This is a genomic window from Devosia sp. Soil_C_22 (assembly GCF_057657195.1).
In genome coordinates, this window is the sequence record NZ_JBDGIY010000001.1 from 1,054,068 (window position 1) to 1,070,137 (window position 16,070).

The 16,070-nt window shown below is 65.7% G+C and carries 13 protein-coding genes; 3 read left to right on the forward strand and 10 right to left on the reverse strand.

The window, feature by feature from the left end; all coding sequences use genetic code 11:
- Positions 1-121 precede the first annotated feature (121 nt).
- From glyS to AC3A6I_RS04930, 9 genes are all read right to left on the reverse strand, one after another.
- Positions 122-2,320 (reverse strand): glycine--tRNA ligase subunit beta, encoded by a 2,199-nt coding sequence (glyS, locus tag AC3A6I_RS04890; RefSeq protein WP_487542166.1) that lies wholly within the window; start codon positions 2,318-2,320, stop codon positions 122-124.
- 383 nt (positions 2,321-2,703) lie between these two features.
- The gene (locus AC3A6I_RS04895) at positions 2,704-4,692 is read right to left on the reverse strand and encodes a DUF2207 domain-containing protein (protein WP_487542168.1); all 1,989 of its coding nucleotides are present in this window, start codon (positions 4,690-4,692) and stop codon (positions 2,704-2,706) included.
- 82 nt (positions 4,693-4,774) lie between these two features.
- Positions 4,775-5,323 carry a LemA family protein gene (locus AC3A6I_RS04900; protein WP_487544983.1) on the reverse strand — a complete coding sequence of 183 codons (549 nt, stop codon included), beginning with the start codon at positions 5,321-5,323 and terminating at the stop codon, positions 4,775-4,777.
- A gap of 194 nt (positions 5,324-5,517) precedes the next feature.
- On the reverse strand, positions 5,518-5,700 hold the full coding sequence (locus tag AC3A6I_RS04905) for a DUF7230 family protein (protein WP_487542169.1): 183 nt from the start codon (positions 5,698-5,700) through the stop codon (positions 5,518-5,520).
- 31 nt (positions 5,701-5,731) lie between these two features.
- The gene (locus tag AC3A6I_RS04910; protein WP_487542171.1) at positions 5,732-5,881 is read right to left on the reverse strand and encodes a hypothetical protein; all 150 of its coding nucleotides are present in this window, start codon (positions 5,879-5,881) and stop codon (positions 5,732-5,734) included.
- A gap of 48 nt (positions 5,882-5,929) precedes the next feature.
- Complete coding sequence (gene moaB / locus AC3A6I_RS04915; RefSeq protein WP_487542173.1) at positions 5,930-6,466, reverse strand: molybdenum cofactor biosynthesis protein B; 537 nt, start codon at positions 6,464-6,466, stop codon at positions 5,930-5,932.
- A 2-nt stretch (positions 6,467-6,468) separates the two neighbouring features.
- Entirely contained in the window at positions 6,469-7,866 is a 1,398-nt protein-coding gene (locus AC3A6I_RS04920; RefSeq protein WP_487542175.1) for an MFS transporter, read from the reverse strand.
- Between the two features lie 452 nt (positions 7,867-8,318).
- A complete protein-coding gene (locus AC3A6I_RS04925; protein WP_487542177.1) occupies positions 8,319-9,371 on the reverse strand; it encodes a glycosyltransferase family 4 protein in 1,053 nt (350 codons plus the stop codon).
- 407 nt (positions 9,372-9,778) lie between these two features.
- Positions 9,779-10,618, reverse strand: a complete 840-nt coding sequence (locus tag AC3A6I_RS04930) for a uracil-DNA glycosylase (RefSeq protein ID WP_487542178.1) — start codon at positions 10,616-10,618, stop codon at positions 9,779-9,781.
- A 56-nt stretch (positions 10,619-10,674) separates the two neighbouring features.
- Between AC3A6I_RS04930 and AC3A6I_RS04935 the strand changes: the two genes are divergently transcribed.
- From AC3A6I_RS04935 to AC3A6I_RS04945, 3 genes are all read left to right on the forward strand, one after another.
- Entirely contained in the window at positions 10,675-12,327 is a 1,653-nt protein-coding gene (locus AC3A6I_RS04935) for an electron transfer flavoprotein-ubiquinone oxidoreductase (RefSeq protein ID WP_487542180.1), read from the forward strand.
- Positions 12,328-12,601: 274 nt separating this feature from the next.
- Positions 12,602-14,335 carry a tetratricopeptide repeat protein gene (locus tag AC3A6I_RS04940; RefSeq protein ID WP_487542182.1) on the forward strand — a complete coding sequence of 578 codons (1,734 nt, stop codon included), beginning with the start codon at positions 12,602-12,604 and terminating at the stop codon, positions 14,333-14,335.
- 1 nt (position 14,336) lies between these two features.
- Complete coding sequence (locus tag AC3A6I_RS04945) at positions 14,337-15,227, forward strand: 4-(cytidine 5'-diphospho)-2-C-methyl-D-erythritol kinase (RefSeq protein WP_487542184.1); 891 nt, start codon at positions 14,337-14,339, stop codon at positions 15,225-15,227.
- Between the two features lie 51 nt (positions 15,228-15,278).
- On the opposite strand, the gene AC3A6I_RS04950 is transcribed toward AC3A6I_RS04945, so the two are convergent.
- Positions 15,279-15,956 (reverse strand): outer membrane beta-barrel protein, encoded by a 678-nt coding sequence (locus tag AC3A6I_RS04950; protein ID WP_487542185.1) that lies wholly within the window; start codon positions 15,954-15,956, stop codon positions 15,279-15,281.
- Positions 15,957-16,070 lie beyond the last annotated feature (114 nt).

A 16,070-nucleotide genomic window follows, 5' to 3' on the forward strand; every position in this document is an offset into this window, starting at 1 on the left:
CTGCTATCGGTGAAGGTCGGAGAGACCTCAGGATGGGCCCCGGCCTGCGCCGGGGTGACCCTGTGGGTGGGAGGTATCGTGCAACTCAATACCACCCGCTGTGGGTGGGCCGATGACCGGCTTAGCCCGCAACCTTCGAAAAATCCGCCACCAGGCGCATCGTGTCGCGCAGCTTGGCGAGGAGGTTGAGCCGGTTGGCGCGGACGGCCGGGTCGGCGTCGTTGACCAGCACCGCCTCGAAGAATGCATCGACCGGCTGGCGCAGCGTCGCAAGGGCCGCGATGGCGCCGTGATAGTCGTTGGCGTTCACCTTGGCGGCGACGGCCGCGTCGGCCTTCATGATCGCATCGGCGAGGCCGATTTCCTGATCGAGCTTCAGCTGCTCCTCGATCACCGGCGCATCGTATTTCCGGCCGTCCTTCTTTTCCTCGGCGCTGAGGATATTGGCGGCGCGGCGATAGCCGGCGAGCAGGTTCTTGCCGTCCTCGGAGCCGAGGAGATTCGACAGAGCGTCGACGCGTTCTACGACTTCGACCACGTCCGCGATTTCAGGATCGATTGCATCAAAGAGATCGTGACGCGCACCTTGATCCCGCAACTGTACCCGCAGTCGTTCAGAAACGAACCCTAGTAGGTTGAGGAGAGCGTTGATCAGCTTGTCCGCTTCCTCATCGCCTAGCCGTTGGAATTGTTCCTGTACGTTACCCAAACCGACCGTCGCTCCGAAAGCGGCCTCAAGGGCGTCGACTGCATCGTCGATCTTCCTCTTCCTATCTCTGCCCGCCTGCTCAGCGCGCCTGTCGAAGGCTGCAGCAAGCATATCAACCATCGAAACCCGCAGACGATTGTCCAGCAAAATTCGGATCACGCCCAGCGCCGCACGGCGCAATGCGAACGGGTCGCGCGAGCCGGTCGGCTTTTCGTCGATGGCCCAGAAGCCGGTGAGGGTGTCGAGCTTGTCGGCCAGAGCCACGGCGATGGCGACCGGCTCGCCCGGCACGAGGTCCGTGGGGCCGAGCGGCTTATAGTGGTCGGCAATGGCGTTGGCGACGGCGTTGGGTTCGCCTTGCGCCAGCGCGTAATAGCGGCCCATGGTGCCCTGCAGCTCGGGGAACTCGCCGACCATGCCGGTAACGAGGTCGGCCTTGGCCAGCATGGCGGCGCGCTTGGCCTGCTCGGGGTTGGCGCCGACCTTGGGGGCGATCTCACCGGCCAGCTTCACCAGCCGTTCGACGCGCTGGAACTGCGTGCCGAGCTTGGCGTGGAACACGCTCTCTTCGAGCTTGGGCAGGCCGTGCTCGAGCGGCAGCGCCAGGTCGGTGGTATAGAAGAAGCGCGCGTCAGACAGGCGGGCGCGGATGACGCGCTCATTGCCGGCGACGATCGTTGCGCCGCCGTCTTCGGCGACCTGGTTGGAAATGATGATGAAGTTGGGCGCGAGCTTGCCCGACGCATCGCGCAGGCAGAAGCACTTCTGGTTGGCGCGGATGGTGGCGATGATCGCTTCTTCCGGCACTTCGAGGAAGGCTGGGTCGAACGTGCCCATCATCACCACCGGCCATTCGACGAGGCCGGCAACTTCCTCGAGCAGGCCCTCGTCGTGGATGACGGTCAGCCCCTGCGCGAAGGCGAGGTTGTCAGCGTCGGTCTTGATGATCTCCTTGCGGCGATCGATGTCGAGCACGACCTTGGCCCGCTCCAGCGCCTGCACATAGTCGTCGAACCGCTTCACGCGGATCGGTTCGGGCGCGAGGAAGCGGTGGCCATAGGTGGTCTGCCCGCTGGCCACGGTGTTGGATTTGAACGGCACGACGATCGGCTCGTCGTTGTCGGTGCCGAAGGTCGCGGTGATGGCGCGGAGCGGCCGCACCCAGGTGAGCCCGCCATTGCCCCACTGCATGGATTTCGGCCAGTCGAAGCCGTTGATCACCTTGGGCAGGATGGCCGAGAGGATCTCGGTCGCCTCGGCGCCCTTCTTGTCGATATGGGCGACGTAGAACTCGCCCTTCTTGGGATCGGACTCGATCTTGGCCTGCTCGATCGAGCTCAGGCCCGCGGCCTTGAGGAAGCCGTCAATGGCCGGCTGCGGCGAGCCGACGCGCGGGCCCTTGCGCTCCTCGCGCGTATCGGGCGATCGAGCGGGCAGGCCGGTGACCGTCAGCGCCAGCCGGCGCGGCGTCACGAATGCCTTGGCGCCCTCGTAGACGAGGCCGGCATCGACCAGCGCATTGGTGACGGCCTTCCTGAGGTCCTCGGCCGCCTTCCGCTGCATGCGCGCGGGGATTTCTTCCGAGAACAGTTCGACGAGGAGTTCGGGCATTTTTGGTCCGGCGTTCGAGGCGCGGGAGGACTAGCAAGGGCAGGGGGGATTGTCCATTGCGGAGGGTGGTGGCCGCCGCAACCCCCTCTCTGCTGCGACTAGTTCGCTGTCGCTCACAAGTCTCGCGTCTCCCCCGCCAGGGGGGAGAGGGTGCGTTGCGGCAGGGCGCGGTGGTTGTGGAAGGCTTCTCCCCCTTGGCGGGGGAGAAAGCGAAAACTTGGAGCTTAGCGCAGCTAAGTCCTTAGTTTTTCGCAAGAGAGGGGGTGCGGTGGTGTGCCGGTGGCCCCCCTCTCTGCTGCGACTAACTCGCTGCGCTCGTAAGTCTCGCGTCTCCCCCGCCAAGGGGGAGAGGGTGCGTTGCTGCGGGCATCGGTGTGCTGAGCCTACCACCCGCCGCCGCCACCTCCGCCACCACCGCCGCCCGATCCGCCTCCACCTCCGCCGCCCGAAAAGCCCGAGCCGGACGATGAACTCGGTTGCGCCGCGATCATCGCCGCGCTCATGCCGGTCGCCACCGAGGAGACGGCATTGGAGAAGCCGCCCGAGCTGCCTGACCAGGAGCGGCCGGAATAGAAGCCCGGCTGGTAGCTGCCGCTCGCATCGGCGACGGCATTGCGGGCGAGCTCGGCCTCGAAATGCTCGGACCACGGTTTTTCGACGTCAAGCGCGATGGCATAGGGCAGGATACGCTCGAAGCGCTCGACCGTCATCGGCGGCTCGCCGACGAGGTTGAGCCGGTTCTTCTCGGCGGTGTCCATGTACATGCGGAAGCCGTCGAGCTGGTCCATCACCTTGCGGCCCTGCACGGTGGGCGCGCGCATCAGCACGGCGAAGATGACGTTGATCAGGACGATCAGCACCACGCCGATCACCGGCGTATCGAAGTTGAGCCCGCTGAGCATGCTGCCGAACGAGCCGATCAGGTTGCCGCCGAAGATCACGGCCCAGATGATGATGACGATGCGGCCGAGCAGCGGCGCGGTCAGCAGGTTCTTGAGCACGCCCGTGAGGATGCCGACGAACACCGCGGCGACACCGGCAAAGATCAGCGTCACCGGGTCGATCATGTCGAACAGCACGAGGCCGAGCAGCACCGCAACGGAGAAACCAATGCCGAACAGCACGTAGCCGAAGTTGTTGTTGAAATAGGCCTGCCGGTTCTCGCCCTCGATGGCCGACACGAACTGGCCACGCGTCTCGTTGAGCTTGGGGCCGTTAGTGGTGTTGATCGTGACGCTGCCCTTGCTGGCGAAGTGATTGAACACGATCTGCTCGGCCGGGCCGAGATCGGCCGGCGCCGCCTTGCCGGTGGTGGTAACGGTGAGGGTCTTGCCCGGATTGTCGATCTTCACCAGGCCGCGGACGCCGAGGTCGAAGATCGCCGCGGTGAAGGCGGTCCAGCCGTTCTTCTCCCAGCCCATCCGGTGCACCCAGTGCGCCAGCCCGGGCGAAAAGCCCTTGGGCGGGTGAAACAGCGGGATGATCGTGCCCTTCTTGGGGTCGCGTCCGACCTGGCTCCAGGCGAGCAGGTTGTAGAGCAGCACCAGCGCCACCGCGATGCCTGGGAACACGACGTCGCGATGGTCGCTCAGCCACCAGCCGAGGCGGTCCAGTCCCTCCGGCTCGGCGAGTATGCCCTTCTGAAAGGATGCGGCCACGCTGACGCCTTCGCCCGAAGCCAGCGGCCGGGTGACGCGAAAGCTCGCCATGGTGTCCGACATGCGGGTGATTTCGACCGCCCGCTCGGTGGAGCCGACACGGCCGGTATAGCCGACGAGATCCTGGATCACCGCGCCCGGCGGCAGCTTGATCGTCGCCACGGCCCGCTCGATCGGAAAGTTCCAGTAATTGCCGGTGGCGTTCCAGAACAGCTCGTCATGGTCGGCAAAGGTCCGGCCCATGCGGCTCATGGTGTAGCGGATGGTGTAGGTATGGACGCCGTAACTCAGGGTGACATCAGGATCGCCGATGCGGATGCGCTTGTAGCCCGCGCTCAGGTTCTCGACCTTGTACGGCTCGTTGCGGCCGTCGCGCGACACGGCGATGACATCAAGGGTGGAGCGCAGCCGCGAATTGTCGGGGTTGATCAGGATCAGCGGCAGGTCGCGATAAATGCCGCGCCGGATCTCGTAGCCCTCCGCCATCACGGAGATGGTTTCGAGGACCTCCACGGAGCCATCGGTGCGCAGCTCGACGACCGAGGAGAGCGAGGTGATGGCCTCGCGGGCGAGGGCGGGGAGGGGGAGGAGAAGCAGGGTGAGGAGCGCCAGCAGGACGGCGATGACGGTGCGGGAAACATACCCCCCACCCTGTCCCTCCCCCGCAAGGGGGGAGGTGACCTGCGCTCGCAAGTCTTCGTCAGTCACAGACATCAGTGTGAGCGTCTCCCTCCCCCTTGCGGGGAGGGGACAGGGGTGGGGGTATCTTTCGGCCACGATGCCTCCGCAGCGATGGCTAGAACTTCACCTGCGGCACAGCCCGGTCCGCTTCGTTCTCGAGCTCGAAATACTCGGCCTTCTCGAACTTGAAGGCGTTGGCGACGACGTTGGACGGGAAGCTCTCGACCGCCGTGTTCAGGTTGCGCACCGAGCCGTTATAGTAGCGGCGGGCGAGCTGGATTTCGTCCTCGACGCCCTGCAGCGCCGACTGGAACTCGAGGAAGGTCGTGTTGGCCTTGAGGTCCGGATAAGCCTCGGCGATGGCGAGCAGCTTGCCGAGCGCACCGGACAGGGCGCCTTCGAGCGCCGAGCGTTCGGCCGGGCTGGCATTGGCGCCGGCGGTGGCCGCGGCGCGGGCCTGGGTGACGGCTTCGAGCGTCTCGCGCTCGTGGCCCATGTAGCCTTTCACCGTCTCCATCAGGTTGGGGATCATGTCGGTGCGGCGCTTGAGCTGCACGTCGATGCCCGACCAGCCTTCCTCCTTCAGCTGCCGTTTGCTGACGAGGTCGTTGTAGACGAAAATCGCGTAGCCGATCGCCGCAACGACGATCGCAAGAATGATCAGGCCGGTCATGGAGCCCCTCCGCAGTGAGCCGCCCAGGGTCGATGCCGAATCTTGGCACCGCCGCACTGGCGCTTCAACTGAATAGGCAGCGCCTGAACCGGTAATGAACGTGTTTCTGCAAGGGCTTCGTAGCGCCGGTTGAATCGGCGAATGAACCAGAATTCAGCGAATCGTGTGATTTAACCGAATGTCGGTTATGGCTCGTCCTCGGCGTCAAGTTCGGGATCGCGGCGATGCCTGGCGTGCCGGCGGTAGCCCTTGGGGTCTTCCTCCACCTTGGGCTGGAACTGGCCTTCCTTCAGCGCACGAGCCGCGAGGTTGCGCGGCGCGCTCTGCTTGCGCGTCAGCTTCACCTCGATTTTCTCGTCCTTGGCCATGGTGGGAATTTACCGTGCTTGCCGGGTTTTGTCAGTGGCGCTTGAAGTATTGCACTTCGCGCTCGTGCTTTTCGGCCGCCTCGCGCGTGTCGAACGTGCCGAGGTTCCGGCGCTTGCCGGTCTTGGCATCGGGTTTTTTCGAGTAGAGCCGGTATTCGCCGGACTTGAGCTTGCGGATCATGGGCGCTCTCCTCTCGCGGAGAACGCGTTCGCCCTGCGAGCGTTCCGCTCAGCGCTCTGCGAGCCGCGGCATCAGCTCGACGAAGTTGCAGGGCTTGTGGCGGTTGTCGAGCTGGGCCCGCAAGATGCCCTCCCAGCCATCGCGGCAGGCGCCGCGCGAGCCGGGCAGCACGAACACGAAGGTCGTGCCGATCAGCCCGCCGGTGGCCCGCGACTGTAGCGTCGAAGTGCCGACGGTCGTGGCCGAGTACTGGTGGAACAGCACCGAGAAGCCGTCCATCCGCTTCTGGAACAGCGGCTCCAGCGCCTCGGGCGTCACGTCGCGGCCGGAAAAGCCGGTGCCGCCGGTGGTGATGATGGCATCGACATCCGGGTTCACCACCCATTCCATCACCTTGGCGCGAATCTGGTGGATGTCGTCGCGCACCACGGCGCGCTCGAAGCAGCTGTGACCGTCGCCCTCCATCAGTGATTTGAGCAGCGCCCCAGCCGTATCGGTCTCGAGCGTGCGCGTGTCGGACACGGCGAGCACCGCGATCGACAGCGGCGTGAACGGCTTGCTCTGGTCGAGCTCGGACTTGAACATGGCTACTCCGGCTTGGGCTTGTCCGATTTCTCGGAATCGCCGGGAGCATCGGGCTTGCGGTGCTCGGGCGCAATCACCACCGGCTCGATCGGATCGGGCACGATGATCTCGGGGTCCTCGGCCGGCACGCTTGGCGCGGACTTGGCCGTGCGCTCGAGGTTCTCCTGCGTCTCGTCGGCGCGCGGATCGAGCGTCACGGTGCCGGGCGAGATCGGCTTTTCGGCGTTCATGGCGCGGAAACGGATGCGGCCGGCGTCGTTGCGCACCGGCCGCACCTTCATGCGCAGGAAGGCGGTGACGGCGAGCGCGCCGTGGAAGGTGGCGGTGACGATGAACAGGCCCACCGGGGCGATGGTGCTCATCACCCAGCTGGCGATGATCGGGCCGATGGCGAGCCCGATGCCCAGGATCAGCAGCATGCCCCCGGCCACGCGCCCGAACTCGCCTTCCTTGGCGAAGTCGTTCGCGTGCGCCACGGCGATGGCATAGAGCGGATAGGCGCCGAGGCCATAGAGGCCGAACAGCACGAACATCAGCGGCCCGTTGCTCGGGTTGAGCAGGATCGTGAACAGCCCGATGACGGCCGCAAAGCCGCTCAGGCCCACGATCACCAGCCGGCGGTCGATGCGGTCGCTCAGCCGGCCGAACGGGGTCTGCGCCACGGCGCCGACGATGGCGGTGACGGCGAAGAGATAGGCGATGGTCGAGGGGTCGAGCTTCTGCGCATAGCCATAGACCGGCGCCAGCGTGCCGAAGGTGCCATTTGACATGCCGCAGGCAAAAGCCGCGATGACGGCGAGCGGCGAGGTCTTGTAGAGCAGCACGACATCGAGCCGCGCCGACGAGATCGGCCGCGGCTGCGGCGTCGAGGTCAGCGCCGTGGGCAAGAGCGCGCAGATGAAGCTGATGGCGCCGACGACGAAGGGGATGAAGCCGAACGTGCCGGTGACCGACATGGCGAGCTGCCCCAGCGTCGAGGCGGCCATGTTGATGGTTGAATAAATCGAGAAGATCGTGCCGCGGCTCTTGTTGTCGGCGACCTCGTTGAGCCAGCTCTCGACGATCATCGCCGCGCCGGCAAAGCAGAAGCCCGAGGCGGCGCGCAGGACGATCCAGCCGATATCCTGGATCCACAGGAGGTTGAGCAGGATGGTGATGGTGCCGATCGCCGCCATGATCGAATAGGCCCGGATATGGCCGACGCGCTTCACCAGCAACGGCACGGTGATCGAGCCGGCCACGAAGCCGACGGACCAGCCGGTGCCGATAAGACCCAGCGCCGCCAGAGAGAACCCCTCCTCGGCGCCACGCACCGAGAGCAGCAATCCCTGCAGGCCGCCGCCGAACATGAGCAGGGCCGAGCCGATGAACAGGGCGTAGATCTTGAGGGCGGAGGACATCGGCGCTTTCTGCGTGCTTGGGGTCCAAGGCGCTTGCCTACGAAGTCGGACCAAATTCGGGCGGCACAATCAAGGGCAGAGAATAATCTTTCATGCCCAGCCTTAAGTCTCGGTGACCATGATCCCGAACCTTACGAAGCGCCGCCGCTCGATGCCGTGGTCGCCGATCTTGCGACGCTCCGGGCATCAGGCATCACCCTTCAACTCGGGCCGGATGGTTGGGTGGGCGGAAATGATGCAACTCGACGACAATTCACGCTGATGGCGACGTTCGGCGACAAATCGAGCCGTGGCTCTCGCCCGAGAGCCTCCGTCGCCTGCTTCAGGCTCAGCATGTCGCTCCGGGCCCGTGCCTGTTGGCAGGGAGGTGGGCCGGATGGAGGGTGATGCCGTCGCTGGTCTGGGCTGAACGACGCCTGTGACGGTCTGTCGCGTTCGCCTCGCACAGCCGGCTAGCGGAATAGACCCGAGAAGTCCGGCTTGTCCTCGCGTCGCTTCATGACCCAGTCGTAGACCTGAACCACCTGACCGGCCTTGCTGTCCCAGGTCGCGGTCGACAGCACCCAGCTTCTCGCTGCGTCTCCTTTGGCAGCCAGTTGTGAGGGATTCTCGGCGATCTGCCGGATCTGCTGGTGGAGCGCGCCGATCAGTGCCTGTCTGGAGGTCAATGGGACCTTGAAACCCCTGTCGTCATTCACCAGTTCGCCTGGCCCAGCGTAATCGACGACAAGCGGCGGGACGCCGAGGGCCATCGCCTCCAGCACAACGCCCCCGCCGAACTCCCGCACCGATGGGAGAGCCAACAGGTCGCAGTTGACCAGAATGTCCTGAATCTTCTCGTGCTGGAGCCAACCGTGAAAGGTGATCCCGCTCCTCGACGCCGCCATTTCCCTGATCGCAGGAAGCAAGGGCCCATCGCCGATCATCTCGAGTTGCACCGAGCCACTGTCCACAAGCGGCAGTGCGGCCTCAATGAGCATGTCGGGGCCTTTGTAAGGGACCATCCGGCCCAAGAAGGCGACCCGCAGTGGACTTCCACTACGTCCCGGTATCGCCAACCGGAAGAAGCGCTTGGGGTCGATGGCATTCTCCACCAGGTAGATGCTGCGATGGCGATGCTTGGCTGGCACTTCCGACTGCGTGTGGCGCGAGCCACAAATGATGGCAGCGGACGATGCCATGGTTCGTCGTGGACCCGGCAGAAGCTTGTAGGCGCTGCGGACGTAGGAAAGCCACTCGCGCTCTCGTCTGCGCTCGGATTCAAACTCGCGGGGCCATGGCACGCCGCCGTTCAACGGCCCTAGTACGAATGGCACACCTGCCTTCTGGCACTTTGGGGCCAGTAAGCTCGCAACCGTCGGGCTCAAGGGCGTGATACGGTGAACGACATCGTACTCGCGCGCCCGGATGCGCTTGCCAAACTGCTTCCAGACGAGAGACTCGAAGTATGGGTAAGCCAGAGACGCTATCGCTTGCACGGTCGTCCAGCCCTTGCCTTCGCCCATTCGCAGGAAGGATGCCAACCGCCATAGCGGTCTCGCGATCCTCTCCGAGTCTATCGCCGTGAAATCAGTTCCTTCGACTAATCCTGCCCGGATGAGTGCGTCCCGGTTGCGCACCTGCGTAACGATGTGAGCATCGACGAGGGGGCGAAGGGCGCTGGCAAGTGACCAACCGACCAATGGTACACTAACAAACTCGGGATTGGCGGCCTCGGCTATGATCAGGACCTTGGGCCGGTCTCGTGGAAGCTTCTCAGGGGCTGGGCTGGACTCTGCAAGCATTACTGTGGACCCCAAGAGCGACGGTGACTGCGACTTTCGCTGGGGTGCGCGCGATATTCAATAGGCGACTACGCGGATACTTTATTTCCGCAGGTTCGGTAGCTCGTGAGCCGCTCCGCGTCGCGATTTTATGCGTGGATACTCTCTGCTATCGCCACCTTGAGGCTCAGCATGTCCTGCCAGGCGAGGGCCTTGCTGGCGGGGGTGCGCAGCAGGTAGGCCGGGTGCAGTGTGGCGAGGGCGCGGACGGGGTGGTTGCCGATGGTGAGGTCGCGCCACTGGCCGCGCATGCGGGTGATGCCGTTGCCGGTCTGGAACAGCGATTTCGTCGGCACGTTGCCCAGCGTCACCAGGAACTTGGGCGCCACCAGCTCCACCTGCCGCAGCAGGAACGGGGTGCAGAGCGCCATTTCCTCGGGCGAGGGGTCGCGGTTGCCCGGCGGACGCCACGGCACCATGTTGGCGATGTAGACCTTGGTGCGGTCGAGGCCGATGGCGGCCAGCATGCGATCGAGCAGCTGCCCGGCGCGGCCGACGAAGGGCTTGCCCTGCAGGTCCTCCTGCTCGCCCGGGCCTTCGCCCACGAACATGATCTCCGACTCGGGATTGCCATCGGCGAACACCAGTTGGGTCGCGCGCTTCTTCAGCGTGCAGCCCTCATAGGCGTCCATGATGGCGCGCAGCTCATCGAGCGTGTTGGCGCTGGCGGCGAGGGCGGTGGTTTCGGACGGATCGGCGGACAGCGATAGCGCGACGGGTGCGGCGGCCGGAGCGGGCGCTGCGTTGGCCACGGTAGCTACGGCAGGTGCCACCGGTGCGGGCCGGGCGCGCGACGGCGCGGCCGAGGCGGCGAAGCGGTCGACCGGGTCCTCGCCGACGGCGAAATCCACCCCGGCGGCGCGATACCACTCGAGGGCTGCCAGCAGTTCGGCTGGCCCGGATTCACTTTGCGGTCGATTTGAGGACATCGCTTCTGTTATGTCACGGCCCGCCTTTTCCTGCCACCTGCATTGGACTTTTCCCCTTGGCCGAAGCTGGAAGCCGTGAGCTGCTCGAAACCGACGTGCTGATCGTCGGGGCCGGTCCCGCCGGCCTTGCCGCCGCCATCCGGCTGAAGCAGGTGGCTCCCGATCTGGCGGTCACGGTGGTGGAAAAGTCGGCCGAGCTGGGCGGACACATCATCTCGGGCGCGGTGATGAACCCGGTCGGGCTCGATGCGCTGCTGCCGGGCTGGCGCAACATGGGCGCGCCGGTCGGACCGGACGTCACGCGCGACACCTTCCACTTTCTGACGCCCGGCACCGACATCCCGCTGCCCGATCTGATGATCCCGCCGCAGATGAAGACGCCCAACGCGGTGATCGTCAGCCTCGGCGAACTGGTCAAGTGGCTGGGCGAGCAGGCCCAGAACCTCGGCGTCGACATTTTCCCCATGACAGCGGCGGTCGATGTGCTGACCGGCCCGGGCGGGCGCGTCGAGGGCATCATCACCGGCGACCTCGGTGTCGGCGCCGATGGCCAGCCGAAGTCGACCTATGCCGCCGGTATCGCGCTTAAGGCGAAGTACACGCTGATCGGCGAGGGCGCCCGCGGCTCGCTCGCCAAGGCGCTGGTCCGCCAATTCCGCCTCAGCGAAAACCACGAGCCGCAGCTATATGGGCTCGGACTGAAGGAAGTGTGGGAGATCGCGCCGGGCGCGCATGAGGCGGGCCGAGTGGACCACTATCTCGGCCACCCGCTCGACATGGCGACCTCAGGCGGTGGTTTTGCCTATCATGCGGCGAACAACCGGCTTTATCTCGGCTTCGTCGTGCACCTGAGCTATGACAACCCGACGCTCTCGCCCTTCGGCGAGTTTCAGCGCTTCAAGCAGCATCCGGCGATCGCCAAACTGCTCGAGGGCGGGCGGCGCATCAGCTATGGCGCGCGGGCGCTGACCTCGGGCGGGTTGCAGTCGGTCCCGGACCTCGCCTTTCCGGGCGGCGCACTGATCGGCTGTGCCGCGGGTTTCATGAACGTGCCGGCGCTCAAGGCCATCCACAACGCCATCCGTTCGGGCATGGCGACGGCCGAAGCGGTGGCCGAGGCGATTGCCGCCGGCCGCGCCTTCGATACGCTCGACAATCTCAACGCGCGCGTGCTGGCGACCGGCATCGGCGCCGAACTCGCGCCGGTGCAGAACGTCAAGCCGTTCTGGTCGCGCTTCGGCACGCTCGCGGGCGTAGTGCTTGGTGGCTTCGACATGTGGTTCCGGGCGCTGTTCCGCGTCGCGCCGTTCGGCACGCTGCGCCATGGCAAGCCGGACTTCGCCAAGCTGAAGCCGCTCGCCGAGGTGACGCCCAGGACCTATGCCAAGCCCGATGGGACGACGACCTTCGACCGCTCGGCCTCGGTCTATCTCAGCAATCTCAGCCACGACGAAGACCAGCCGGTACACCTGAAGCTCGCCGATCCGGCTGTGCCGATCCGCGACAACCTTCCGCGCTATGGCGAGCCGGCGCCGCTCTACTGTCCGGCCGGCGTGTACGAAGTCGCGAAAGAGGGCGGAGCGCCGGTGTTCCGCATCAACGCAGCCAACTGCGTCCACTGCAAGACCTGCGATATTAAGGATCCGGCCCAGAATATCACCTGGGTGCCGCCTGAGGGTGGCTCAGGCCCGAACTACTCGGGGATGTAGGGGTGGTGCGGTGCTTGTCGCCGCCCCCTTTACAGCTTCGCTGGTCCCTCCCCCCGCTAGGCGGGGGGAGGATCACGGCGAGATAGTGCCACAGTAATCCTCCTCCGTTTACGGGGGAGGGGGACCGCCGCAGGCGGTGGAGGGGGCGGCTACACGCGCGGGACCGCAACAACGCCGTCACTTCATTGTGCCTGCCCCTTGCGGCGCAGTCGCAAAATCGCCCATGTTCCTTGGGCTAATCGGGCCTCGCCCGTCCTCGGAGATTCAGCGCCTCGTGAGCCCAAAAGCCCGTCTCGTGTCCGCCGCCGCCCTGCTTGCATCCGTGTTCACGCTGGGCAGCGCGTTCGCGCTTGAAACCTCGAGCTATATTCCGATCGCCGGCCACACCGTCACCGGCAACTATCTCGCCGGCCGCCAGGCGCTGACCGACCTGCGCACCGACGAGGCCGCCAACTATTTCCGCGTCGCCGCCGAGGAGGATTGGGAGAACCCGATCGTCGTCGAACGCAGCTTCATCGCCTATGCCGCCAATGGCCAGATCGAGGATTCGGCCCGCGTCGCCAAGCACCTGCTCGAGCTGGTCGCGCCCAATGACCTCGCGAGCCTCGTGATCGGTGCGCAGGCGGTCAAGGAGCGCCGCTACGGCGCCGCGATCACCGCGCTCGAAAGCGCCGGTGGCGACACCTTTGCCGGCATTACCGGCGGCATCCTGCGGGCCTGGGCCATGATCGGCGACGGCCGTACCGCTGACGCCGACGCGGCGCTCGGCGAGATCGGGCAGGGTGGGCTCGAGGATTTCCTCGTCTTCCACCGCGCGGTGATGGCCGATATCGAGGGCGACAGCACCAAGGCGCTCGAACTCGCCAAGAAGGCCTGGGAGGCCGATCCGTTCGTCGCCCGTATCGTCGAGGCCTATTCGCGCATGCTCGGCAATGCCGGCCGCTTCGACGAGGCCGAGGAGGTCATCGCCAAGTTCGAGGCCCAGGGCATTGATCATCCGCTTGTCGCCGCCGTGAAGGCCAAGGTCGACCTGAAGCAGCGGCCCGGTCCGTTCGCGAAGGACATCCAGGCCGGCGCCGCCGAGATGTTCCACTCGGTCGGCGTGGCGCTGGCGCGTGAGGGCAGCCCCGAAATCTCGGCCGTGTTCCTGCGGCTGGGCATGTATCTCGATCCGTCGGCCGACGTGATCGACCTCGTCTATGCCCAACTGCTCGACAGCGCCGATCAGCATGACGCGGCCAATGCGCTCTATGATTCGATTCCCGCAACCTCGCCGATGAAGCCGATGGCCGTGGTGCGCGCCGCGGAAAATCTCGACGCCATGGGCGATCGCGATGAGGCGCTGCGCCGGCTCGGCAACATCGTGGCGACCAATCCCGATGATCTCGATGCGCTTTCGGTGCTCGGCGACATGCAGCGCGCCGCACAGAAATATGCCGAGGCCGCCGACACCTATACCAAGGCGCTGGCCGTTGCCGGCGGCGACGCCCCGGGCGACTGGCGCTTCTACTACGTGCGCGGCATCTCGTACGAGCGCAACAAGGAGTGGCCCAAGGCCGAAGCCGATTTCAAGCGGTCTCTCGAGCTCAACCCCGACCAGCCACAGGTACTGAACTATCTCGGCTATAGCTGGGTCGACCAGGGCATGAACCTGCTGCCGGCGCTCGAGATGATCGAGAAGGCCGTCGCGGCGGCGCCCAACGACGGTTACATCGTCGACAGCCTCGGCTGGGCCTTCTTTCGGCTCGGCCGCTTCGACGAGGCGGTGGAGCAGCTCGAGCTCGCCGTGCAGCTGCGCTCGACCGACCCCGAGATCAACGACCATCTCGGCGATGCTTACTGGCGCGCGGGCCGCGAGCTCGAGGCGCGCTTCCAGTGGAACATCGCGGCGTCGGTGGACAAGGAAGGCAACGTCAAGGCGCGCGTCGCCGAAAAGCTCGCCGACGGACTGCCGGCCCTGAAGCCGGCGCCGGTCGCCGAGGGCGCCACGCCGGCCTCCAAGCCGTAACATGGTGCCAGCGGACGTCGAGGCCGCCCTCGCCGAGGCGGCTCCCGCCAAGGTGAATCTCGCCTTGCACGTCACCGGCCGCCGCACCGATGGCTACCACGAGCTCGAAAGCCTGGTGGTTTTCGTCGATGTCGGCGATGAGCTCGTGGCGCGTCCGGCCCGGGCCGATCGACTGACCGTCGATGGCCCCTTCGCCGCCGCCGCTGGCAGTGGCGACTCGAATCTGGTGATGCGCGCCGTCCGTGCCTTCCGTGAGCGCTGGCCCGGCCGCCTGCCGGACGGGCTCGACATCGCGCTGACCAAGAACCTGCCTGTCGCTGCCGGTATCGGTGGTGGTTCCGCCGACGCGGCGGCCATGCTGCGGCTGCTGGCGCGGCTGGGCGAGGGCGAGTATCCGCTCACCGACTTGCGCGACCTTGCCCTGTCGCTGGGCGCCGATGTCCCGGCGTGCCTGCTGTCGCAGCCCTGCGAAGTGCGGGGAGTTGGCGAGATCCTGCATCCGTTGCGCGGCTTTCCGGCGACGCACCTGGTGCTGGTCAACCCGCTCGTGCCGGTGGTGACGGCCGATGTATTCCGCCGCCTCGAAAGCCGGCAGAACCCGCCCATGCCGGCGCTGCCGCAACCGCTGACCCGCCCGGCCCAGCTCGGATTGTGGCTGGCGGAAACCCGCAACGACCTCGAGCCCGCGGCCATTGCGCTGGTGCCTGCCATCGGCACGCTGCTGCGCGATATGCGCACCGTCGATGGCTGCGCACTCGCCCGCATGTCGGGCTCTGGCGGTACGGTGTTCGGCCTCTTCGGCTCAGCCGCCCAGGCCCACCAGGCGGCGCACGACATGCGCGCACGACATCCCGGCTATTGGGTCGCCGCCGCCCCGGTGATGGCCGGCTAGAAACGACAACGGCCCCCGAAGGGGCCGTTGCGATATTCTATCCGCTTCCGCTTAGAAGTGGAAGTTCAGGCCAACCGTAACGGTGTGGGTGTCGAAGTCGGTCGTGACCGGAATGCCACCGAAATCGTAATCTTCTTCGCCATAGTTGGTATAGCGATATTCGCCGCGCAGCGAAACGTCTTCTGTCACGAGCACTTCGGCACCGATACCAGCGGTCCAGCCGACGTGCGTAGCACTATCCGAACCACCGAAGGTGTCTTCGAATACATCAGCCGAGCTCGAAGCGAATGCGAAGCCGGCGGTGCCGTAAAGCAGGATCGAGTCGAAGGCGATACCGGCGCGGCCGCGGACGCTACCGGTCCAGTCGATCGTGCGAGTCACTTCATCATCGGGGAAGTTTTCGTCTTCGCCGCTGATGTTGGACCAGCTCAGGTCACCCTCGACGCCGAGGACGAAACCGCCATCGAGCTGCCAGTTGTAACCAGCCTGGACACCGAGCAACCAGCCGTCGATGTCATACTCGTCACCGGAATCCGGCGCGCCGGTGAAATCCCAGTCGACGGTGCCGGCGCCGAATCCGGCATGAGCACCAACGTAAGCACCGGTCCAGTCGGTCGACGCGACGTCGACGATGGCAACCGGCTCTTCGATGATCAGGTCAGCCGCGAAAGCTGAGGTCGCCGACACGGCAACAATCAGCGCGGTGCTGGCGAGCAGCAGCTTCTTCATTTGGTAAACTCCATTATTGCGCATTCCCGAGTAATCCCCCGCACTCGCAATCGACCACCGGCTCGCCGAAGTCGAGTCACATTTTCGCCATGCATGGGGCAGGGTTAGCAAAGT